This is a genomic window from Pseudoalteromonas sp. MMG006 (assembly GCF_018101025.1).
GTDB lineage: Bacteria > Pseudomonadota > Gammaproteobacteria > Enterobacterales > Alteromonadaceae > Pseudoalteromonas.
In genome coordinates this window covers 17,322-40,465 of the sequence record NZ_JAGJEJ010000012.1, presented here as the reverse complement: position 1 = coordinate 40,465, position 23,144 = coordinate 17,322, and the positions used below count along the sequence as shown (strand labels likewise).

General features: G+C 41.3%; 20 protein-coding genes. 10 read left to right on the top strand and 10 right to left on the bottom strand.

The genetic code is table 11. The features are described from left to right. Positions 1–134: 134 nt before the first annotated feature. Both J8L73_RS12425 and J8L73_RS12420 read right to left on the bottom strand, forming a co-directional pair. Complete coding sequence (locus J8L73_RS12425) at positions 135–923, bottom strand: PhzF family phenazine biosynthesis protein (RefSeq protein WP_211017451.1); 789 nt, start codon at positions 921–923, stop codon at positions 135–137. A 78-nt stretch (positions 924–1,001) separates the two neighbouring features. Continuing rightward, positions 1,002–1,616 carry a PQ-loop repeat-containing protein gene (locus J8L73_RS12420; RefSeq protein WP_211017449.1) on the bottom strand — a complete coding sequence of 205 codons (615 nt, stop codon included), beginning with the start codon at positions 1,614–1,616 and terminating at the stop codon, positions 1,002–1,004. Between the two features lie 288 nt (positions 1,617–1,904). Here J8L73_RS12420 and J8L73_RS12415 point away from each other — a divergent pair, with 288 nt between their 5' ends. Beyond that, entirely contained in the window at positions 1,905–3,038 is a 1,134-nt protein-coding gene (locus tag J8L73_RS12415) for a PepSY-associated TM helix domain-containing protein (protein ID WP_211017447.1), read from the top strand. A gap of 278 nt (positions 3,039–3,316) precedes the next feature. Here J8L73_RS12415 and J8L73_RS12410 read toward each other — a convergent pair whose 3' ends face one another. From J8L73_RS12410 to J8L73_RS12400, 3 genes are read right to left on the bottom strand one after another with little or no spacing between them, the layout of a single operon-like run. Then, entirely contained in the window at positions 3,317–4,864 is a 1,548-nt protein-coding gene (locus tag J8L73_RS12410; RefSeq protein WP_211017445.1) for a PH domain-containing protein, read from the bottom strand. Then, entirely contained in the window at positions 4,857–5,390 is a 534-nt protein-coding gene (locus J8L73_RS12405; RefSeq protein ID WP_211017443.1) for a PH domain-containing protein, read from the bottom strand. Before J8L73_RS12405 ends, J8L73_RS12410 begins: the two co-directional genes overlap by 8 nt. 30 nt (positions 5,391–5,420) lie before the next feature. After that, on the bottom strand, positions 5,421–6,275 hold the full coding sequence (locus tag J8L73_RS12400) for a D-hexose-6-phosphate mutarotase (RefSeq protein ID WP_211017441.1): 855 nt from the start codon (positions 6,273–6,275) through the stop codon (positions 5,421–5,423). Positions 6,276–6,702: 427 nt separating this feature from the next. Here J8L73_RS12400 and J8L73_RS12395 point away from each other — a divergent pair, with 427 nt between their 5' ends. The 9 genes from J8L73_RS12395 to J8L73_RS12355 all read left to right on the top strand — a co-directional run bounded on the left by J8L73_RS12395 (position 6,703) and on the right by J8L73_RS12355 (position 17,534). Continuing rightward, positions 6,703–7,185: a MarR family transcriptional regulator gene (locus J8L73_RS12395; RefSeq protein WP_058547750.1), complete on the top strand. Its 483-nt coding sequence runs from the start codon at positions 6,703–6,705 to the stop codon at positions 7,183–7,185. Between the two features lie 100 nt (positions 7,186–7,285). After that, positions 7,286–8,608: a FlxA-like family protein gene (locus tag J8L73_RS12390; protein ID WP_211017439.1), complete on the top strand. Its 1,323-nt coding sequence runs from the start codon at positions 7,286–7,288 to the stop codon at positions 8,606–8,608. 127 nt (positions 8,609–8,735) lie between these two features. After that, positions 8,736–9,134, top strand: coding sequence for a YbaN family protein (locus J8L73_RS12385; protein WP_211001274.1), 399 nt, complete (start codon positions 8,736–8,738; stop codon positions 9,132–9,134). Between the two features lie 124 nt (positions 9,135–9,258). Continuing rightward, positions 9,259–9,891: a PepSY-associated TM helix domain-containing protein gene (locus J8L73_RS12380; RefSeq protein WP_211017437.1), complete on the top strand. Its 633-nt coding sequence runs from the start codon at positions 9,259–9,261 to the stop codon at positions 9,889–9,891. Then, positions 9,891–10,400, top strand: a complete 510-nt coding sequence (locus J8L73_RS12375; protein WP_211017435.1) for a DUF2271 domain-containing protein — start codon at positions 9,891–9,893, stop codon at positions 10,398–10,400. The genes J8L73_RS12380 and J8L73_RS12375 overlap by 1 nt, the downstream gene beginning before the upstream one ends. A 34-nt stretch (positions 10,401–10,434) precedes the next feature. Further along, positions 10,435–11,280, top strand: coding sequence for a DUF4198 domain-containing protein (locus tag J8L73_RS12370; RefSeq protein WP_211017433.1), 846 nt, complete (start codon positions 10,435–10,437; stop codon positions 11,278–11,280). Positions 11,281–11,919: 639 nt separating this feature from the next. Then, on the top strand, positions 11,920–14,451 hold the full coding sequence (locus J8L73_RS12365) for a TonB-dependent receptor (protein ID WP_211017544.1): 2,532 nt from the start codon (positions 11,920–11,922) through the stop codon (positions 14,449–14,451). 204 nt (positions 14,452–14,655) lie between these two features. Further along, positions 14,656–15,549 (top strand): DUF4097 family beta strand repeat-containing protein, encoded by an 894-nt coding sequence (locus J8L73_RS12360; protein WP_211001278.1) that lies wholly within the window; start codon positions 14,656–14,658, stop codon positions 15,547–15,549. A 92-nt stretch (positions 15,550–15,641) separates the two neighbouring features. After that, entirely contained in the window at positions 15,642–17,534 is a 1,893-nt protein-coding gene (locus tag J8L73_RS12355; protein ID WP_211017431.1) for a monovalent cation:proton antiporter-2 (CPA2) family protein, read from the top strand. A 41-nt stretch (positions 17,535–17,575) separates the two neighbouring features. On the opposite strand, the gene J8L73_RS12350 is transcribed toward J8L73_RS12355, so the two are convergent. The 5 genes from J8L73_RS12350 to J8L73_RS12330 all read right to left on the bottom strand — a co-directional run bounded on the left by J8L73_RS12350 (position 17,576) and on the right by J8L73_RS12330 (position 22,679). Next, the gene (locus J8L73_RS12350) at positions 17,576–17,806 is read right to left on the bottom strand and encodes a hypothetical protein (RefSeq protein WP_211017429.1); all 231 of its coding nucleotides are present in this window, start codon (positions 17,804–17,806) and stop codon (positions 17,576–17,578) included. Beyond that, positions 17,806–18,213: a hypothetical protein gene (locus tag J8L73_RS12345; protein ID WP_211017427.1), complete on the bottom strand. Its 408-nt coding sequence runs from the start codon at positions 18,211–18,213 to the stop codon at positions 17,806–17,808. Before J8L73_RS12345 ends, J8L73_RS12350 begins: the two co-directional genes overlap by 1 nt. Before the next feature lie 244 nt (positions 18,214–18,457). Beyond that, positions 18,458–19,171, bottom strand: a complete 714-nt coding sequence (locus J8L73_RS12340; protein WP_211017425.1) for a hypothetical protein — start codon at positions 19,169–19,171, stop codon at positions 18,458–18,460. Between the two features lie 125 nt (positions 19,172–19,296). Further along, positions 19,297–21,084, bottom strand: coding sequence for an alkaline phosphatase (locus J8L73_RS12335; RefSeq protein ID WP_211017423.1), 1,788 nt, complete (start codon positions 21,082–21,084; stop codon positions 19,297–19,299). 11 nt (positions 21,085–21,095) lie between these two features. Continuing rightward, positions 21,096–22,679 (bottom strand): alkaline phosphatase, encoded by a 1,584-nt coding sequence (locus J8L73_RS12330; RefSeq protein WP_211017421.1) that lies wholly within the window; start codon positions 22,677–22,679, stop codon positions 21,096–21,098. Positions 22,680–23,144: the final 465 nt, after the last annotated feature.

The following is a 23,144-nucleotide window of genomic DNA, read 5'->3' as shown; positions in this document are numbered from 1 at the left end:
CCAAATTTCTATTAACGCCATAATAACAGAGGTAGATAAAACATTAATGTGACATTTGTAAGCAACTGTTACAAAAGTGTTGTATCAAACAATTAAGATATGAAATAAACAAAAATAGTTGCAAAGGGAATAACTCAAATATAAATAGTGCCTTTTAAATACCTAACAGCATGGCCTGTTAATGTAACAGTAGCATCACCCACTTCACATTGTATAAAACCACCTCGGCTTGAGGCCTGATATGCATTTAATTTATTTTTACCCAACTGCTGTGCCCAATAAGGAGCAAGCCCGGTATGAATAGACCCTGTTACAAAATCTTCCTCTCCACCACTGGCAGGCCAAAAATAGCGAGATACAAAGTCGTATTCAGCACAGCTTGCACTAATCACAACATCAAATGGATGTAACGTTTTTAAAAGCGCTGAGTTGGTAGTTAGTTCATGTATTTGCTGGGCATTGTCATAAATGGCAAAGTAAGCTTGACGATTTTTGAGCACTTGCAATGGTTGTATAGACAAGCCCTTTAATAGTGCATCAGGTATATCATCAACCTTTGTGGGTGCTTGCTTAGGAAAGGTCATGGCAAAACTACCATCGCTTTTTTTATTTACAATAAGCTCCCCAACGGCTTCGGCAGTAAAGCGCACTTGCGATATATTATGCTCTTCACATAAAACATACGCAGCCGCTAAAGTCGCATGCCCACAAAAGTCAATTTCCATCAAAGGCGAAAACCAACGAATAGTGTAACTACCATCATCTTGCCTGCAGGTAAAAGCGGTTTCGGATACATTGTTCTCAGCGCCAATGTTAAGCATTAACTCATCACTTAACCATGACTCAAGTGGGATCACCGCAGCATAATTACCTTTAAATAACTCACTCGTAAATGCATCAATTTGATGAATAGTTAACTGCATAATTTAAACCCGTAATAGTCAGAAAATATAAAACTGCCATATACGGATACATTAATCACGTTTATTTTAATAAGTAAGTTAAGCCATTGCTGGGCGAATTTTATAATACTGCATACATGCAAATTGCACAGCATTGGTAAGCAATAGCATAATAAACATTAATACATGTGATGTACTTGGCACAGCCATAGAAAGCTCAACTGTTAGGCCGCAAATACCAGCTATAAATTGCAAGCTAAAATAACGCGCACTCAAATTGCTAATATTGCCGCTGCGAAGAGTTTTATAAGTTTGTGGCATTACACGTACTGAGCTCATTACCAAGCCCACGTAGGTTAAACCATTTAAAACTGCCGCTGTATCTAAATTAGGATTAAGCAGTAATGCAAAAGGCAACAATGAAAAGGTAAGCATAGCGATGAGCTGCATTCGCTCTGTTTTTTTTGCGTTATAACGTGCAAAAAAGTATAAAATTAAGCTGCTAAGCGCCCCCGTCACAAAAAATGGCAGTGCTATATAAAAGCGTTCAAAATAAATATTGTACGCTATAAAGTAGAGGCTTTGCGCTAAACCAAAGGTCATCATTAGTAATGATAAGCCAGACACACTTCGGTTTTTTCTTATTTTATTTAATAGCGGTAAAAAACTAAAAACTAAAATAAAAGCTGACAAGATAGGCAAATAATGCGCCAAAACACACCTCTTCCGTTACGTAACTGTTAATAAAACATTAAATAAAAACACATAATAAGCATCTGTTTTTAATAACATTTTAATGTGAGCGCGGCATTGTAATGGTGAATAAAATTTACTCAACTAATTACCGTGTTTTTATATTTGGTACTGGCAACTTGAGCATACAAAAAGCGTTGCCTTAAGTTAACAGCTATATAGTTTTTAAGGAATGAACGCATAACTACCAAATAAAACTGATAATTGTTATCATGTGCAAGTCATTAACAATTTATTACTATAGCGACTATGAGAAAAACACTATTTAAAATTCACAGCTGGGTTGCACTTATAGCGCTCATACCACTAATTGTAATTAGTATTACAGGTAGCGTTTTAGTATTTAAAAGTGAAATAGACGGCTTGCTAATGCCCGATAGTCACTTTGTAGTTAAAGAACAGACCCAGCGCCTACCAATAGATATACTCATAGAAAAAACGCAAATGGCTTACCCCGAGTATGTTGTTGGTAGTTGGGAAATATTTAACGATGATACCGCTGATCGGGTTTATTTAATAAAACGCGGCACGGAAGATTGGTATAAATTTCATTTAGATCAATATACTGGAAACATCCTTTCTGAGCCTGTGGGCACAAGCCATTATTTTACCGACTGGTTTTTAGACTTACACTATACTTTTTTACTTAACGACTTAAAAAGCTTACCAGGGCAAACCGGCACTGTTTTAGGCTTCTTTTTTGCCGTGTTTTTCTTGGTACTAGGTATTACCGGTCTTATTATTTATCGTAAGTTTTGGCAGCGTTTATTTAGTGTGCGCTGGCGTGCAACACTGCAAATAGTACTTAGCGACATTCATAAAATGACAGGCGTGATTGGCTCACCCATTATTATTATTTTAGCCATAACTGGTGGCTACTTTAACGGCGCTGTGTGGTATCACGAAGTAATTGAGCATGCAGAAGAAGAGCACTTTGTATTAACTAAAAACTTATACAATGAGGAAATCTCTTTTCAACATGTGCTTGATGACAGCCAAAAACAAATCCCCACTTTTAACGGTACTTTTTTAGTGATGCCCCTTGAGCCTGACGAAAACATAACGTTATTTGGTGAAGTAGATACCCCTAATCCGCTTGCGAGTGAATATGCCAACACCGTTACTTACAACAAGCTAACGGGCGAGCATATGGCAAACTGGGACATCCGCGAAGTGGGTGTAGGTTGGCAAGTGATTGATAGCTTTAGAAAACTTCACTTTGGTTACTTTGCAGGTTTAATTAGTAAAATACTGTGGTGTGTTATTGGTTTAAGCCCAGTGTGGCTTGGTGGTACAGGTTTTTACTTATGGTTTACCCGCCGTAAACGTAAAAAGCAATCACAAAAAAATCGCTTAAGTAAGCACCGCACTGTAAGTGCTTGATTAACAGTTCATCTCATTGTAATGATTAAAAATCACAGTGAGGTGGCTTTATGAGTTAAAGAAATAGCGGTCAGTATTACTTTTTTATTTTAGTTGAGTGTAACACAACTGAAACTCAGCTATTTGAGCATAGGTAAGGCTTGCAAGCTATTTAATCATTCATTGTTTAGCAAACTCGATGCCCCCTCTAAACAAAGTCTTGTCGAACTGGCTAGTGATAAAAAAGTGTAATAAAACATGTGCAAATATGCGTTTGCACATGTTTTATTAGAGGGGGTTTACATCCAGCTACGGTTGCTTGACTCAGCCTGATAAAGAGTAAAATCTATAATAAAGTCAGCGTCTTGCTTTTTTATATACGGCATAAACGCCTGGCCTGACGCAAGTTGTATATACAGGCTTTCAAGCCCCGCACGGCGCATTAAATATGTACTTATACTGCGTGCGCTTTGTGCTTTATAAAGCTCAAATACACGATAATGCACGCCTATCATTCCTCTTCGTACAACCATATAAAAACGGCCATTATCTTCATGTAAATAATAACCATAGCGCTGATACGATAAGCTTACCAACCCAGTAAAAATAACGAATGCGCCTAAGCTTAGCCAGTAATTAAACTCACCTAAATAACATACTAAAAGCACTACAACACTCGGTAGCACAGCATAAAAACCAAGGTTTTTATAAAGTAATGCACGTTCGGCTTGTTTGAAAAGCAGTTTTTTACTATTAAACCAAGGGTAAATCCATTGGCACACGCTATCTACTTGTTCGCTATTTAATACTGGCAATACTAAGGTTTGTTTATTTTTTTTAGCAGCCACCCCAGCAGCTATTCCTCCGCTACTTGTTTGCAAGCACTCAACGGTAAATCGCTTTAGTAACCGCCCCATTAGGTTTTGCTTTATAACAATAGATTGCACCTTATCCATGCTCATAGAAAGCTGGTGCCGCTCTAATAAGCCTGCAATACGTTTAAACTTTTGCCCCTTAAAATAAAGCTCAAAGTTATAAAAACGAATAAGCGACATGGTCACTGAAAGCATAACAGCCATCAAAACAAGCATTACAATTAGAGTAATCATCGCAAAAGTGGCTGCGTTTGCTAGCATGCCAAGTTCTTGCTGATAAAACCCTTCAACTTTATAAATTATTTTTTGCTCTAAAAAATCAATAAACACATTTATAAACGGTGCAAGTGCTGCAATTGCTAAAATAGCCATGTTCGACATTAAACCAAACTTGGCTATTTCTTTATTACTAATACGTAGGCTGTTTTCAGCTAAGTCGGCTTCGCTTGGCGCTGGTTGCTCATATTCATTTTGCTGTAGCGCCTTGAATGCAAAAATTTGCTTACGCATTTGCTGCGCGTAGTCTTTAGTGACGCCCGGTAAAACAACTTCTTGCGACACACTACCTGCGGCATCAAAAATACAATTAACCAAGCTTACAGGGGTAAAATAAAATGGCTCGGCAATATTTACATTTTGTACGCGGCCAAATTTAAGCGTTAGTCGCTCTTTTTTGAATACGCCTTTGTTTAGCAGTATTTCGTGATCTTCGCTTATACAAAACCTAAAATTCAAATAGTATAAAAATGAATAAACTAGCAACGAAATAAATGCAGCGCCACCGGCCACCTGTGCCCAAAATAATTTATTTTCCACCTGTGTTACAAACACCACAAGCATAGGCAACAAGTTTAAAAGGCCATCTTTTACAAAGCGCACACTAAAATACACCACAAAATATAATAGTGCCCAAGGCGACACTTTTTGCCAGTGAAGAGAACTCTTTAGCTCCTCATTAATTGTGTTACTCATTAATAAACTCAGCTCGAGAGTTTGTATCTTCTTGGCGGTAGTTTTGCACAAACTGGCGCATATTTTTACAATCAGCATGCGTTAAGCCGCCTATTTGTAAATCGGCACTAACGCCTCCTGCACTAAATAATTTTATACTCGCAAGGTCAAGCTTGCGCTCTATAGGCCCTTGATGGATTTCCATATGCTGTACACGCGCTAATGGCAAAATAGTTACTTGGCGCCAAATCACCCCTTTTTTAAAGGCAACATCGTGTTCTCTCACAGCAAAGCCTTGCAGCCTAATATTAACCATGTTGTATAACATAGAGACTGCAATCAAAATGGGCATGCCAATCAATAAATGTGTTTGCGTATTATTGGCAAACGCTTCGTTAAAATAACAAAGGGCTATTAGCACACCAATTAGCGGGATATAAAACGCAAGCCAATTTAGCTGCTTATGCAGTAACGCCTTATCAGCTAAAGGCATAAAGCTAATGGCGCTATGCGTTGGTAAATCCATTATTTGTTGATTTTTAAACACAATCGCTTCCTATCGAGTTTATTTATTAAGTTAATCTGCCCAGCCAATAGTCGTTACTAATGTGTGGCTTTGTTTTGGCTCAAGTGTTATCTCATCTTCCAGTACATTAGCAGCCTCTAAACACACCATAGTTAAATATTCATCATCAGCAAAATTAGATAAGCGTTTTGATTTTTCGATCCACGGGTTCCACAGCACACACGAGCTTGAGTTTTCTCGGCTCACATTAATAACCCCTTCTGGGGTGCGTATATTTTGAGTGCTGCCTGCGCCGGTATATACCATGTCAGTTTCACGTGCAAAGCTAACCTGCTCGTTTTGTGCAAAAGGCCCTTCGCCAAATTCAATATATTGCGAGCCTTGCAGGCCATCAACAACGGTCTCTTTAATATCTGATGTAGGAAAGTAGGTATGCAGTGCTTGAGTATAATTAAATGCAGCAGTGCTTAAATTAGTTGTAGTTAAACGCACTTGCAGTTTATCCGTTAAAATAAACTCAACAGCTAACGATGATTGGTGCGGCCAATATGTCGTGTTTACCAATTTCATTGGTAGCTTTAGGCTAATAGTAATTTGCTCATCATCTTCATGTACTTCGTCGGCTTGCCATAAGCTAGTTCGCGCAATGCCATGAGCAGGCCAACCATCATTTTTATGTGTTCCAAACCAAGGCCAACAAATTGGAATACCGCCTCTAATACTTGCGCCTTCTTGATAGGTTTCATTTTGAGAAACCCAAATAAGTGGCTTTTTATTTTTAGGGATAAACTCGGTAATTTGCCCGCCTTGCAAAAATATCTTTGCATCACACTTTTCGCTAGCTATTTTTATAAACTCAAGGCCTGTATTGCTTTGTTCAATGCTAACCGATGGCGATAATTTCATATTTCCCCCTATAATATTGATACTAAAGATTTTTAACATATACACACAAACAATAATGCATACTCAAAGTATACGCTATACGCATTAAATACTGATTGCTGAATTTGTTCATTGCCGATTAATACATACACAGCTAACTTACAAACAATTACTTCGTACTAACAGCTGTAAATGAATAATACTAAAGTCTATATAATAAGGCTTGCCAATTATTCGCAACATACGTAATGTGCGCAACTTAATGCATACAAGATGCAAAGAATATTTCATAAAATTTAAACAACACAGTTGTACATTAGTTACTGCTCTAACTATTAAAAACCAATAAAAGCAGCCTAAAGTGCAATTTATTATTTGAATTCAATTTATTTGATGTGTAACATTTCGCGATTACGGCATACCACCGCCCCATCGACGAGATAAGCAAATGCAAAGATATGACGAGTTATTGGTTTCTTTACGTAAAGTAATCCGCGCGATTGATTTACATTCTAAGCAACTAAATAAAACTTCAGGTTTAACCGGGCCTCAATTGCTTATAATGCAAGAAGTTTCCCAAACCGATGGAATTACGGCGAGCCGTATTGCTCAAAATGTAAATTTAAGCCCGGCAACGGTCACCAATATTCTCGACAGAATAGAAAGCAGAAACTTAGTAACACGCGTACGCAGTCAAATGGATAAACGCCGAGTGAGCTTATACCTCACCGAGCAAGGAAAAGAGTTACTTGAAAAAGCACCTCAGCCATTGCAAGAACACTTTATTGAAAAGTTTTCTGCGTTAGCTGAGTGGGAACAGAGTCTTTTACTCTCATCAATGCAGCGAGTTGCCGCTATGATGGATGCAGATAAATTAGATGCATCACCCCTTCTAGAAGTCGGTGCACTTACTCAAGCTCCTAAAGAATAAACAATAAAAAAAATACAATAATTTAGTACTTACTCTAAACGTAAGGCGTTTTTCGACGTCTTGAATTTTTTATTTTTTAATCAAAATCTGAGCGGCAATTATGACTAAACTCTCAAAATTAACACTAGCACTAATTTTAGGTGGTGTTACAAGCACTTCTTATGCAGCAGAAGATCTAGACGCACTTCAAACACAGCTTAAACTGCTTAAGCAGCAAATGCAGCAGCTTGAAAACAAGCTAGCTGACGAAAAAACTAAACAGCAAAAAATTAATGAGCAACACGCACAAGAAGTTGCACAAATTAGTAAAAAAGCAGACCAAAAAGAGGTTGTAGTAGCAGCCGCAGAATCTGAGAAAAAAGACGAAGGTGTTAAGGTTGGCGGCGCAGTACGTTTTAACTACAGCACTAACTCGTACGATGAAGACACACAAGATCGCAGTGGCGATTTAGATTTTGAAGTATTTCGCATCAACTTATCAGGCGAAATAAGCGATATTTCTGTAAATGGTGATTTTCGTTTTTACGACTACATGACCGTGGTGAAGTATGCCTACTTAGGTTATGAATTTACAGATGGTTGGGAAGCACAAGCAGGTATTGCTCCAGTTCCGTTTGGTAACGGCCCTTATAATTCACACAGCTACTTTTTTAGCACTAACTACTATGTTGGCCTAGAAGACGACTTTGATTTAGGTGTAACAGTAAACCGTAAACTTAAAGACAACTGGAAACTAGACCTAGGCTTTTTCAAAAATGATGAAGTCGGTGGCGTTGATGGCAGTTCAGAAGTTAACGAGCGTTACTCTTTTGATATAGTTGGTAGCCGTGCAACAACTGAAGGCACGTACGATGCGCCAGGTTCACGCCTTGGTGAATACAACACGTTTGCAGCGCGTACGGTATATCAAATTGAGCACAGCGAAAACGCAAAAACTGATGTTGGTGTATCACTATTAAGTGGTGGCCTACACGATGGAAACGACCGCGCAGGTAACTACAGTGCTTGGGCATTCCACGTAAATAGCCAAATTAACAACTGGAATGTTCAATTTCAGCACGGTGAGTACGACTACGACCTAGATGACAACAGCAACCGCTTTGTTGTAGGTGCGTTTGATTACTACGACACCGTATCAAGCGAAGCAACAATGACTAACTTTAACGTAGCTTACGACCTATCGCTTGATTGGGGCCCTGTATCAGGTGTTCAATTTTATAACGATTACGGCATCATCTACGACAAATCTGACGACAGTGCAGATACATGGATGAACGTTACCGGTATGAGCGTATCGGCTGGCCCATTGTTTACCTACTTTGACTTCATTCAAGCACGTAACCAGCCATTTATCGGCGGCACAATTATTGGTGATGGCGACACAGAGCGTCGCTTTAACATTAATGTAGGTTACTACTTCTAAACAATTAAACATGTTTAGTATTTTAAAAGGGCAAACTTAGTTTGTCCTTTTTTATTGGTTTTAGACTTCGGTTTTATAGTTATTTGGCCTACAATCCAAAGTATCAGCCATAACTCAAAGAGCCTAAGTGAATATAAAATCAGTATTTATTTGTTATAAAAACTTATGGCTTAAAGCACTTGGGTTATTGTTAGTAGCCCTTGGCATTATTGGTATTTTATTGCCAGTGATGCCTACCACCATCTTTTTTATTTTAGCCCTTACGTGTTTTACGCGCTCATCCCCCGCGCTTGAACAATGGCTATTAACCCACCCTCGCTACGGCGTTACTCTACAACAATGGCAAGCCTATAAAGTAGTGCCTGTAAAGGCAAAATGTTACGCGGGTATTGGTATGACTGTCGGATTTATATTTTTACTTTATTCCGGGGCTCCAATTTGGGTTGTGTATTTAGTCGCCGCAATAGAAATATCAGTCATGATCTATCTAATTTTAAGACCTTCTCACCCACCAAAAGCTCATTAATTACCATTTAAATTTGCCGTATAAACTGTGTTTATAAATTTTTAACGTAAAGTTAAGTAAGTAAGTTTGTAATGGTTAATGCAAATCATTATCATGTTGTAAAATTAACTTAATTACTGTTTTTATGGCGTTTATAAACAAGCGTACTTTGTATAGCACTAGTCGCACACTACACATTTATATCTCTACAGCTTTATTCTTTTTGCTCATTTTGTTTTGCGTAAGTGGCATTGTGCTTAACCATGTCGACTGGCTTAAAAACGATAAAAATAATGGTCAAGTAACTGCGGCTATTCCAGCAGAGTTAGTCACTAAAGCTAATGCGCAACTAGATACACTGCCAACGCTTTACCCAGAAATAGAAGCCTTTCTTGCCAAGCAATACTCTTTAAGCAAAGTAAAAAGCATTGAGTGGGAAAAAGAAGACGCACTAGTGATGATTGACTACCCACTGCCAGCGGGTTTTGCCTACGCAGAACTTGATTTTACAACTGGCGAGTTAAACCTAGATTATCAAACCGGAGGCTTTTTAAGCCTTATTGGCGACTTACATAAAGGTCGCTACACCGGTGAAGTATGGAGCTGGGTAATTGATATATCAGCAGTATTAATGATTATTTTTGCCATCACCGGCATGATTATTTTATTTCAAAATAGAAAAAAACGACTTCTCGGCGTATGGATAACTGTTCTCGGCATCGCAACGCCGTTAGTTATTTATTTATGCTGGGTGCCACAAATTAAAGGAGTGTCTTAATGTTAAAAGTAAGTACTGTATTTAGCGCAGCCCTATTATTAGTTGCCGCTTTATTTCAAACAACAGCGCAGGCACAAACGCCACAGCTAGAAATTGAATTTACCCAAACCGACCTTGACGTACAGCCGTATCATCGCCCGTACGTAGCTATATGGCTAGAAACCCCAGAGCGCAAACACGTAACAACGCTTGCGCTATGGGTACAAAAAGCAGAATGGTTTAAAGACCTACGCCAATGGTGGCGTAAAGCGGGTAAAACCGACATTAACTTTGACGGCATTAGCGGTGCCACTAAGCGCGCTGGTACTTATACAATTAATTGGAATGGCAAAGATTTAGAGGGCAACGCCGTCGCACCGGGTAAATACCTTTTAAATATTGAAGTAGTTCGTGAAGAAGGTGGCCGTGATTACAGCCGCGTTGAGCTTGATTTAACAAAACCAGGTAAAATTACCATTGCGGGTAAAAAAGAATTTTCGACAAGTTTCGTCACAGTAAGCACTAAGTAGCTGCTATTTAATTATTTGAATTTAAGGAAATACAATGAAAATTAATTTATTGAAAACTGCATTAATCGGCGCACTTAGTTTATCAGCGCTTGTGTCTACATCGGCAAGTGCACATGGTCGTTGGTTACACCCTTCGCACACATCGTTATCTGGTGACAAAGCACATTACGTTATGATTGATGCCAGCATCTCTAACGAAATTTTTGCACCAGACAAAGCCTTTAAACCAAAAGAGAAAGGTGCAGAGTACGACGACAACTTATTAATGGCGCTTGCACCTAATGGCGAACCAGTAAGCGACACCATTCGTGCTTATTACCTAAAGCGTAAAAGCTCAGCAGCAGTGAGCCTTAGCGAAGAAGGCACTTATCACATTGCAATGACACAAACGCCTCGCTACATGACCTTTTACAAAGACGCACAAGGCAAACGTAAACGTGTATTTGGTAAAAAGTCAGAAGCAAAACTACCAAGCGATGCAACTCAAATTAAAACAACCAAAATGATTTCAACAGTCGATACCTTTGTTAGTCGTAACGGCACATCAAAACCAGCATTACTTGGTAAAGGATTAGAACTAAGCGGCCCTACACACCCAAATGACTTATTTGTGGGTGAGAGCGCTAAATTTCAGCTTTTACAAGATGGTAAGCCTGCAGGCTCTGGTATTGAAGTAAGTATTTTAAAAGGCGACACACGCTACCGTAATGAACGTGGCGAAGTAAAAGTAACCACCGACAAAGACGGCTTTTTCACAGCAACATGGCAAGAGCCTGGCTTATACCTAATTGAAACATCATCAGATGTGGACGTTAATGAAGCAGGCGTAGATTCAGGTCGTTATGCATTATTTACAACACTTGAAGTAGCGCCTGAATAATTTTTTGCGTAATTTATAAAATAAATAAAGGTCAAGCTTTCAGGGCGTGTTGTACCTTGATGGTTGAATTTGCAGCAGTATGTTTGGTTTTTAGGCAAGGCAGAGCCTATGAAGTGTGGTTATTCCACATAAATAGGCGATAACGCAGCATAAATGCCAAACATGCGCTGCCCTTCGGGTTCTGCCTAGGGGCGATAAACTCTTTGTTGCCTACATGGATGTAGGTAAGGGGCGTGAGCAGGACGCGGAAGCTTTACTCGATTTTTACTTATTCTTACATGGATGTAAGCCAGTAGGGTAACGCAGGAGCAGTTACTGAGCCCACTAGGTTACAAACCTCGCGGCGCGATTTAATCGCCTCTAGATTGAACAAATTTCAATCCGCAAGGTGCAACACGCCCTAACTTGGCCTTTTTACTTATCCCTAACTTTTCATCACAATTACCTTGAATTCGTAACCATTCGACACAAGATTGCAACTGCAGCGATCGAAACGCCTTTAACACACGTAAACAGTGACCTCATGTGTTAACAAGTTAGCATATCTTAGACAGTTTTTATCTTTGCACACAGGTAGCGCCTTTTATATTATGCGCTCCTTTTTAAAATCAATAGTCAGCAGCCCTTAAGGGAATCAACATCATGTTAAAGCCATTATCAGCCAAAAAAGTAGCACTTAGCCTGGCCGTTTCTTCTGCACTTAGTGCACCCTATTCTTCTGTATTTGCTGCAGAGCAAGATGTTCAAGCCGAAAAAAGCATTGAAGTGATTTCAGTAACAGGTACTCGCCGTAGCTTACGCAGTATTGCCGAAAGCTCAGTACCTGTAGATATTATTACCAGCGGTGATATGCAAAGCACCGGTCAGCTAGAAATAAGCCAAGTACTTGCAAACCAAGTACCTAGTTTTAACTACCCAAGTGCAACACTTGCAGATGGTACCGACCACGCAAAACCTGCTGTTTTACGTGGTTTAGCACCCGATCACACCTTAGTGCTTATTAATGGCAAACGCCGCCACTCAGGCGCCTTATTAAACTTAGGTGGTACAGTTGGTCGTGGCTCAACGGCAGTTGATTTAAACATGATCCCAACATCAGCCATTAAACGTGTAGAAGTATTACGTGATGGCGCAGCAGCGCAATATGGTTCTGATGCAATTGCCGGTGTAATTAACATTGTACTTAAAGATGCCACCGAAGGCGGCAGCGTAAGCGTAACCTACGGCGAATACGACACCCAAATGGCAGGTGTACCTAACCTAGAAAGCACTTACGCCGACGCAAATGGTAACCTTGCATTTAATACCGGCGCCGACCGTGAAGTAAACGACGGCGCAACTCGCACAATTAGCGCAAACTCTGGTTTTGCATTAGCAGATAGCGGCTTTGTAAACGTCTCTATTGAATATCGCGATAACGACTCAACGCAACGTTCAGGTTTTGATCCACGCGAACAATACGACCGCCTAGAAGATGGCAGCTTAGACCCGCGCGAATTTACCTTCGACCGTTACAATCATCGCTTTGGTAAAGCAGACCTTGAAGACTACGCCTTGTTTTACAACATGGGTTACGATTTAGATAACGGCTATAACCTTTACTCATTTGGTAGCTACTCAAAACGCGAAGGTAATTCAGGTGGTTTTTACCGCCGCGCACAAGACAGCCGCAACGTCTTAGAAGTTTACCCAGACGGCTTTTTACCGCAAATTGAAACCGACGTCCAAGATTACTCATTAGCACTTGGCCTAAAAGGCGAAACCGGTGAGTGGACGTGGGATGTAAGTACCAACTACGGCCGTAACGACTTTGGCTTTGGTGTTGTAAACAGTATTAATACATCATTAGGTGCAAACAGCCCAACCGAATTTGACAACGGCGCACTGGTTTACGATCAGCTTTTAGTTAACGCCACAGCCAATACCACGCTAGATTTAGGCTTACCAGATGACGTATTCTTCACGGTAGGTACAGAGTACCGCCATGAAAGCTATAAAATAGAGCAAGGCGAAGAAGCCTCTTACATTACAGCCCTTGATAGCGATGGCAACCCAATCGCAGCCGGTGGCGCGCAAGTACTTGCAGGTTTTAGCCCGCAAAGCGTTACTGATAGAAGCCGCCATAATGTCGCTTTATTTGTAGAATTTGATACTTACCTAACAGAAGACTGGAACGTAGTTTTAGCCGGACGTTACGAAGACTACACCGACTTTGGTGATACGTTTACCTCTAAGCTTGCCTCGCGTTACAGCATGACCGAAAACCTATCACTACGCGGTGCAATTAGCACAGGTTTCCGTGCGCCATCGCTTGCACAAAGCTCGTACCAGCAAATCTCAACTGTGCTTGAAAACAACGAACCATTTGAAGTAGGTTTATTCCCAACCGATTCAGCCGCTGCACAAGCACTAGGCGCACAACCACTTGACGCAGAGGAATCGGTAAACCTAACAGCGGGCTTTATTTACACCCAAGGCAGCTTTAGCTTAACTGTTGATGCGTACCGCATTGATATTGATGACCGTATTGTATTGTCTGAAAACCTAGAAGGCGATGCCGTAGTAGAAATACTACAAAATGCCGGCGAGCTAAATACAGAAAGCGTACGTTACTTTACTAACGCAATTGACTCACGCACGCAAGGTGTTGATATTGTTGCTACCTACAACCTAGATTTAGACAACTTAGGTGATTTACGTTTAAACGTAGCAGCTAACTTTAACGACACCGAAGTAACGCACGTAAACGACAACCCAAGCGAGCTAAACTCACTAGGCGACGACTACGTAGTATTTGCACGTCGTGAAGTAGGCCGCTTTGAAGAAGGCACACCAGATAGCAAATGGAACTTATCGGCAGTGTGGAACTTTAACGAATGGCAAACTACCCTGCGCGCAACGCGCTACGGTGAAGTGGCTGATATTTCAACCACCGCAGCGGGCGACGAATACCTAGATCCTAAATGGATCACCGACCTAGAAGTGGCCTACCGTCCAGACGCAACATGGAAATTTGCAGTAGGTGCAAACAACTTGTTCGATCAGTACCCGCAAGCAACGGTAGATAACATTGGCTACTCTGATTTTGGCCAAATATTCCCATACAGCCCCTATGCACCTTACGGACTAGACGGGCGTTTCTTGTACGGTAATATTACTTACAGCTTTTAATAAATAACCTAAAAGCAAACACTTAAAAAGGATGCCATGTGCATCCTTTTTGCTAACTTTTAGTGTTTTTAACCACTTATTAGTAAGTCCATCTTTCATAAACACATCTCATCATAATAAAATCAACAACTTACAGTTGGTCTCGTTTTTGCTCTACTATGCTTATACAAAACAAGCATAAATAACAAACACAAAGGACTAAACATGAGCTCATCAACTGTATCTAACATTACAAAACCACTTTCACTTATTGGCGGCATTTTATTATTAAGCGGCTGTGTATTTCATATATCGCCAAGCGTTGCCTCAGTAAAACAAACTCAGCAGTTATCACTGCCAAGCAATAACCTAGAATATTTAAACGTATTAAGCGGTCCAGGCTCTCTTGAAATAAAAGGCTCGCCCAATGCCACCAGCATCAGTGTAGATGCCACAATTTTTACCGCCGACATTGAAGATGAGTACGAGCTGACGCTCGAGCAAGACGGTAAACAGGCAAAGCTTGTTGCCCAAAATAAAAGCCGCATTGGTCTTAGTTTTTACAGCGGCCAATCTCCACATATAGATGTAGTTGTAACCGTGCCAAGCAACTTAAACCTAGATATTGATGATGGCTCTGGCGACATTGTTATAAGCGCCATGCAAAATAACATTAACGTAGAAGACAGCTCTGGCAGCTTATCTATAAACAGCGCTAAAAACCTCACCATTGAAGATGGCTCAGGCGATATAACCCTTGAAAACATCACCGGTAACTTAGCACTTACCGACGGCTCTGGCAGCATAAATATTAATAATGTTAGCGGCAATGCAGTTGTTGATGATGGTTCGGGTGATATGCGCATTAGCAATGTGCGCGGCACCTTAACTGTTGAAGACGATTCAGGCAGCATGGCTATTAATAATATTAATGGTCCGGTTGATGTAGACGATAACTCTGGCGATTTAGTCATTGAGCACGTGCAAGCAAACGTAACTATTGAAGATGGTTCGGGCGACATTCGTGTAAATCATGCTAAGGGGCTTACTATTACTGAGGCAGGCTCAGGCGATGTAAGCATTGATAACATTAACGGCCCCGTAAAAGTAGCTGATTAATTTAGCATTTTCAGCCACATGACCCATTGTATTTTAAAAGCGACTAAGCCATGCTAAAAGCCTTGATATTATTAGGGTCTTAGGACATACGCGTGTTAGAAATAGCTTTAATTTACTTAGCAGCGGCCATAGTGGCTGTACCTATTGCCAAGCGTGTTGGGCTTGGCTCGGTACTTGGTTATTTAATTGCGGGCATACTTATCGGCCCCTATGCCTTAGGTGTGGTGGGCGATCAAACTGATGTAATGCATTTTGCTGAATTTGGCGTAGTGATGATGCTATTTTTGGTCGGCCTTGAACTACAACCCTCGCGTTTATGGAAGCTTCGCCATTCAATATTAGGACTTGGCGGCTTACAAGTGGTACTAACCGCCGCAGCTATTTTTGCGTTTTGTTATTGGTTTTTTACCATGCATTGGCAAACTGCTTTAGCAATAGGCTTAATGCTGGCGCTTTCATCTACCGCTATTGTGCTGCAAAGCCTTGAAGAAAAAGGCTGGTTAAAGCAAGAAGCCGGGCAAAACGCGTTTTCGGTTTTGTTGTTTCAAGACATCGCCATTATTCCTATTTTAGCGCTCCTGCCACTACTGGCTTTTGCACCGCAGAGTAGCTCAAAAGAGATTAGCGACTCTATTATTGCAAGCTGGCCGGTATGGCAGCAAGTAGGCGTATCGGTAGCGGTTATTGCCGCTATTATTGCCGGCGGTAAATATGTCTCAGCGCCACTATTTAGATACATTGCACAAACCCACATGCGCGAAATATTTACTATTTTTGCACTGTTTTTAGTGGTGGCCATAGCGCTAGTGATGCAAAGCATTGGTTTATCTCCGGCACTCGGTACATTTTTAGCCGGTGTAGTGCTTGCCGAAAGCGAATTTAGACACGAGTTAGAGGCCGATATAGAACCCTTTAAAGGCCTACTGTTAGGGCTGTTTTTTATCACAGTGGGCGCATCAATAAACTTTGAATTATTAGCTGATGAGTTTACTACTGTGATCGCGCTCGTTGCCCTTCTCATTGTGGTAAAAGCCTGCATTTTATTTGCCCTTGCCATTACCTTTAATATTAGTAAAAAGCAGCGTTTACTGTTTGCCTTAGCGCTGGCGCAAGGCGGCGAATTTGCCTTTGTACTGCTAAGCGTAACCACCACATTAAGCATTTTAACACCAGAGCAAACAGGGTTAGTGACCTTAGTGGTCGCTGTTTCAATGCTCATTGCCCCGCTGCTATTAATGGTGTACGAGCAAATACAAAAACGCAGCAGCAGCAGTGCTCAGCCTGAGTTTGATAAACCTGAGCAAATTAGCACAGCAAAACACGTAATTATTGCGGGCTACGGTCGTTTTGGGCAAATTATGGGGCGTTTATTACACGCCCAAGGCTACGACATTACCGTACTTGATCACAGCCCAAGCCAAATAGAACTCCTACGGCGCTTTGGTAATACCGTATTTTATGGTGATGCCGCCCGCCAAGAACTGCTTGAAGCCGCAGGCGCACACACCGCACAAATGTTAGTAGTAGCAATAGACGACCCAGATAAAACCATACAAATAATTAAGCTCGCGCGTAAAAACTACCCGCAGCTTAAAATTGTTGCCCGCGCAATAGACCGCCGCCATGCGTATCAAATGCTTAATTTAAAAGTAGATGCCTTTAACCGCGAAACTGTCGACTCAGCCATTAACCTTGCAGTAGAGGCACTTGAGCTGTTAGGTAACAATAAACAAGATGCCGAGCGCGCCGGAAAACTATTTAGAGATCACGACCGCGCTGCCGTTGTGCAACTTGCCGAGCTGTGGGGCGACGATGCCAGCTACGGCGTAGCCGTGCGCCAACGCATGGAAGATTTAAAACAAGTGCTGCAACAAGACAAACAGGCACAAAGCGATTTAAATACCTGCGACAGCGGCGACTGCGAAGATGGCTTAACAGAGCTAGCTGATAGGCCTAAAAAGCCTGATGATGCTCATTTGGAGTAGCGTCAGGCGATAGTGTTTGTATTTTATTTATAAGATTATGTTTACTTAAATGTCTTTTTGAAGATTTTTTCAATTTCTTCTTTTGCATGTTTTTCAGCGAGCTCTTTGCTTTCATCAATTGCAACGTCAACCAATGCATCGTAATCATTGAGCTCACCACATTCTTTGCACTCAAGCATATCGCCAGAACTGAACTCTATTTCAGAATCATTCTGAAGCTCGCTGTCACAAAACAAACATTTCAAAGAGATCGTAAATTTTTTATTATTCATTACTTATCTCCGAAGATTTTCAGTGCGAATGTAGCAAGTGTTAATAAGAAACCGAAGACAATAAATAATCCTTTGTGCTCTTCAATATAATCAGAAGTTTTTTTCAGAAAAGAACGAGATTTTTTTAATTCCTCAGATCTTTGTTTTGACCTCGCAGCTCCAATGCCTTTTGGTGTTATATATAAATGGGTATATTTATCCCCACCCTCACCTCTCCGTTTGAGCCATTCATGAGCAAAACACTTATCTGCCGCCTTTTGTAATTCTTCTAAAGTGTGGGAGCTTTTGTTTATAGTATTTACTTCCTCAACAAGTTCCTCATCAATAGTGACTACTACACTCTTATACGTAAGCCCCTTAGATTCCATATAATCAAGGATGTTGTTTAAGATTTTGAATTCTGACATAAACTTCCCTTAGCAATTAAACGTCCCTATTGTGTGAACTTCTATTAATATCAAATAGTGTAATCCATTACCAACTAAAAATATTATGCGGCTGACGGTGTGTATTTTATAAAAATGGGAAAGTGTTTGCGGTATTACTTGGGCGGGAATGGCTTAATTAATCTACTTTTTAATACCTACTTGTAGCCCATAGCCACCTATCATCCTTCCAGCTATGAGCTACTACATTTAAAAACGCTAAAACCTAGTGGTGGTGACCACCTTGAATCGCTTTACCTTGCTGGTTATAAAACCCCGTTGCGCTGTGTTCTATAAAACCAAGGTTGATCATTTTTGCTAAAAACGGGTCGTTTTCGTTATCGCCTATGTCGGCGTAGTCGGTGGTTTGAAAGCGATCCCACTTGGCAAACTGTGCAGTTATTTCTGCTTTATTACTGCTTACATCATTTAGAGTAAGTGAAGTGTGAGTGTGGTTTTTATTATTAGTTACGCTAAAGCTTTTAACTAAGTTTGATTTGATAAATAAAGCGAGTTTAAATTGGTTGTTACCCTCATTAAGTGTGTAGCTTTTTACTTCATCGCAGCCTGTGCCTTGGGTGTTTAAAAGGGTCATTTTTTCGATTAAATGCGCATCCACCAGCTGGTTTTTAGCACTCCAATTTTGTATGCCACGCACCTCAGACGGCTGATACTCAATACCGCGTTGCTCAGCATTAAAATAACGAATTGGGCGAATTTGCTTGTTAGCTAAGTGCTGCCAAAGCTCGGTAATAACCTCACGTTGGTGCGCAACTTGAGAGTTGTTTCGCCAAAGCGTTAGCGACTGTGTGCTTTGCTCATGGTTATGAGTATTCGTAATTTTATAGTCTGCTTTTAAATGTGCGCTATCAATATTACATTGCTGCGCTAACGTGCTGGTACTGGCAAGTGTTGCCATTAAAAATAATGCGAGTTTCATTAAATTTTCTCTTTTTAAACATCACTGTAATAGCTATACAATAACGACTTACAATGGCATTTTTATGACATAAAAAAACAACTCGCACAGCGTACGAGTTGTTTTTAAACATACACGTTAGCGGCTTACTGCGTTACTTTTTCGTCGGCTGTTTTAACTAAATCAGCCGCAAAGTCCATTACATGGAATAAAAAGCTTTGCTCATTAGTGCCTGTTACTAAATGAGCGCCTGGACCCATTGCGTATACGCCCACATCTTCACCTGCGTGAGTCTCTGAACCAAGGGGAACAAGTGCCTCTTGGTGAAAGCCCGGTGTAGTTGTATCAACGTCTGATAAATCTACACGCCCTGTAACCGGTGCGGCTAAATAAGAGGCATCGGCGTTAGTTTCATCGCCTAAATCTCTGTAGCCTAAACCATTGGTGTAACCAACCGTTGTGTATGGCATATCGTCGGCGGCAAGGCTTGGCTCGGTTTCGCCCACGGCCACCACTTTACCTAGTATTGGGTTGCCACGTTTAGGGTAACCTGCAATGGTAAATACGTGACTGTGATCAGCAGTTACCACTATTAGCGTTTCTTCTGGGTTGGTATTGTCCATTGCCACTTTTACCGCTTTAGCCAGCTCAACAGTATCGTTTAAGGCATTAAATGCGTTACCCGCATGGTGCGCGTGGTCAATACGCCCTGCTTCTACCGATAAGAAAAAGCCATTGTCGTTGTTATCTAGTACGTTAATTGCTTTTTCGGTCATTTGCGAAAGCGAAGGCTCGCCCGCTACATCGTTTGCGCGGTCGGCTTCGTATTGCATGTGCGATTCGTTAAACAAGCCAAATACTTTAGTGGCGTCGTCGCTGATTGCATCAAAACCAGTTTGATCCATAACGTATGTGCCACTTGGGTAAGTTGTTTGCCACTCAGTCACTAGGTTACGGCCATCAGTACGGTCGCCTTCTACCGCACTGACTGCATCGGCTGAATTTGCTGCTGCATCTTTTGGTAAAAAGTGACGACGGCCGCCACCCATTACTACGTCTATGCCATCTACATCAATACCGGCAAAACGCGCTTCTAGATTGGCTTCAAAGTTAACCAGTTGCGATGCAATATCTTCACATGCTTCTGAACCTGCTGGCATATCTGAAATATCTTCCCAGTTACGGTCAGCCGATTTAGCATACGTTGCTGCAGGCGTTGCATGGGTAATACGCGCCGTTGAAATAAGGCCCGTTGCTTTACCGGCAATTTCTGCAAGTTCTAGTGAGGTAACTAGCTCATTACCTTGGGCGGTTGAACAGTCACCGCGTTCAATGTCTTCATCTACACCAATGACGCCCACATCAGTTTTAACACCTGATACCATTGCCGTCATAGTGCCTGCTGAGTCTGGCGTTTGTGCATCTACGTTGTAGGTTTTTACAAAACCTGAGTACGGCATTTTTTCAAAGCTTAGCTGGTAGTCTTCACCTAAGCCGCCTTCAAGCTGGCCTGCTAAGATACGTGCAGCCGTTACGGTAGAAATACCCATGCCGTCGCCTACAAATAAAATAACGTTTTTAGCTTTACCTGACTCTGTAACTACACTTGCATTTGCTTGCTGTGTTTTTTCAAGCTGTGCTTGTGCGCCGCTAAACCATGTATTACTGGTGAGTGATTCAAGTTGCTCGCTGGTAAGTGACGTAGCCGGTGCGTTACATACCAAGTTAGAAGAGCTAACTTCGTCGCTATCTAGCACGCCGTTGCCGTTTGTATCTACGCCGGTTTGAGTTTCTACTCCGCCATTAACACATTGCTCAGAGCCTACGGCTATGGTGTTATCTACCGCGAGTATATTATTTTCGTCTTTGTCGTTGTCACTGCAACCTGCAAGCGCGACCATTATTGCTAAAGAAAGTGCTGTTAATTTGTTCATGTTAGCCGCCATTATTGCTGAGTTAGTTCAAGAGCTTGATCAATTAAGTGAAATACTACATTTTGCTCAATTACGCCTTGAGCTAGCTGTGCACCTGGGCCTTTTGCATGCAATGAAATATCTTCACCGGCATGGGTTTCTGAGCCAAGGGGTACTGTAGTTTCTTGGTGAAAACCAGGTGTAGTAGTATCAACGCCTGTAAGCTCAACACGTCCAGCAACTGGGCCAGTTAAATAAGCAGCATCGGCATCTGTTTCATCAACTAAGTTTCTAAACCCTAAGCCATTTGCATAACCTACTGTGGTGTAAGGCATGTCGTCGGCAGCAAGGCTTGGTGTGGTTTCGCCAACGGCAACTACTTGGCCTAAAATTGGGTTACCGCGTTTAGGGTAGCCAGCAATCGTAAACACGTGGCTGTGATCGGCGGTGACTAAAATAAGGGTTTCTTCTGGGTTGGTGTTATCTACCGCAGCTTGTACTGCTTTTGCAAATTCTATGGTGTCGTTAAGTGCGTTATAAGCATTGCCCGCGTGATGTGCGTGGTCAATACGGCCCGACTCAACCGTTAAGAAAAAACCATTTTCGTTTTTGCCTAATACGTCAATTGCTTTGCTGGTCATTTCACTTAATGAAGGCTCACCCGCTACATCGTTTGCGCGGTCGGCTTCGTATTGCATGTGAGATTCGTTAAATAACCCAAATACTTTAGTAGCGTCGTCAGCAATGGCATCAAAGCCCGTTTGGTCCATTACATAAGTACCTTGTGGGTATTGAGTTTGCCACTCAGTCACTAAGTTACGTTCATCAGTACGATCGCCCTCTACCTCACTTATTGCATCAGCTGAGTTAGCGGCAGCATCTTTTGGTAAAAAGTGACGACGACCGCCCCCCATTACAAAATCAAGGCCATCTACGTCGGTACCTACAAAGCGTGCTTCTAGGTTTTTTTCAAAATTTACCAGCTGCGAAGCAATATCTTCACAGGCTTCTGAGCCCTCTGGCATGTCTGAGATGTCTTCCCAGTTACGGTCTGCCGATTTAGCATACGTTGCCGCAGGTGTTGCATGAGTAATACGCGCTGTTGAAACAATACCCGTTGCTAGGCCTTTTATTTCAGCAAGCTCCGTAGCCGTTAAAAGCTCATTGCCCGCAACAGTTGAACACGCGCCGCGCTCTATATCTTCATCTACACCAATTACGCCTACATCGGTTTTAACGCCTGAGATCATCGCGGTCATTGTGCCCGCAGAATCAGGTGTTTGTGCATCTACGTTATACGTTTTTACTTGCGCCGAGTATGGGAACTCTTCAAAACTTAAATAACCTTCTTCACCTAACTCACCCGCGCGCTGGCCTTGTAAAATACGTGCCGCCGTAAGGGTAGATACACCCATGCCGTCGCCTACAAATAAAATAACGTTTTTAGCTTTTGTTGTGTTTTCATTTTGTGCTTGAGCCGTTTTAGCAGCTAACGTGGTTTGGGCATTGGTATACCAGCTACTATCTGTTTGGCTTTGCGGTAATACATTGGCATGGCTTGCTGTGCTTAACATAAGCGTTAAGCCAACTGCCGCAGCAATTTTTTTAATTTTCATCCTTTATTATTCCCATAGTGTAGTGGTTATTTTTTGCTTGAAGCGCATGCTTCAAATTTGTAACCGCAGCACTATAAAAAACAGAGATGACTACCAAAGGACTTTTTGATGAAGAAACTATGACTAAACCATTACAAAAATAAGACAAAAAAAGCGCAGCGGTTAAACGCTACACATGTAAGGTAAATTATTAAAAGAGTTATTTAAAACTGGCACAAATGTTACACCTAAACCAGAGTGGACTAGACATGAAACTACGGTTTCTGCCAGACAATTAAATCGCGGCGCAAGGCTTTGAGCTAGATGACTTACATCCATGTAAGAATAACTAAAAACCGGGCAAATCCTTCGTGTCCAGCCCACTCTCCCTTATCTACACTCATGTAAGCAACAAGAGTAAATAACCCCTAGACAGAACCAAAAAGACGCCTGTTTGGCATTAAAGCTACGTTATCGCTTATTTGT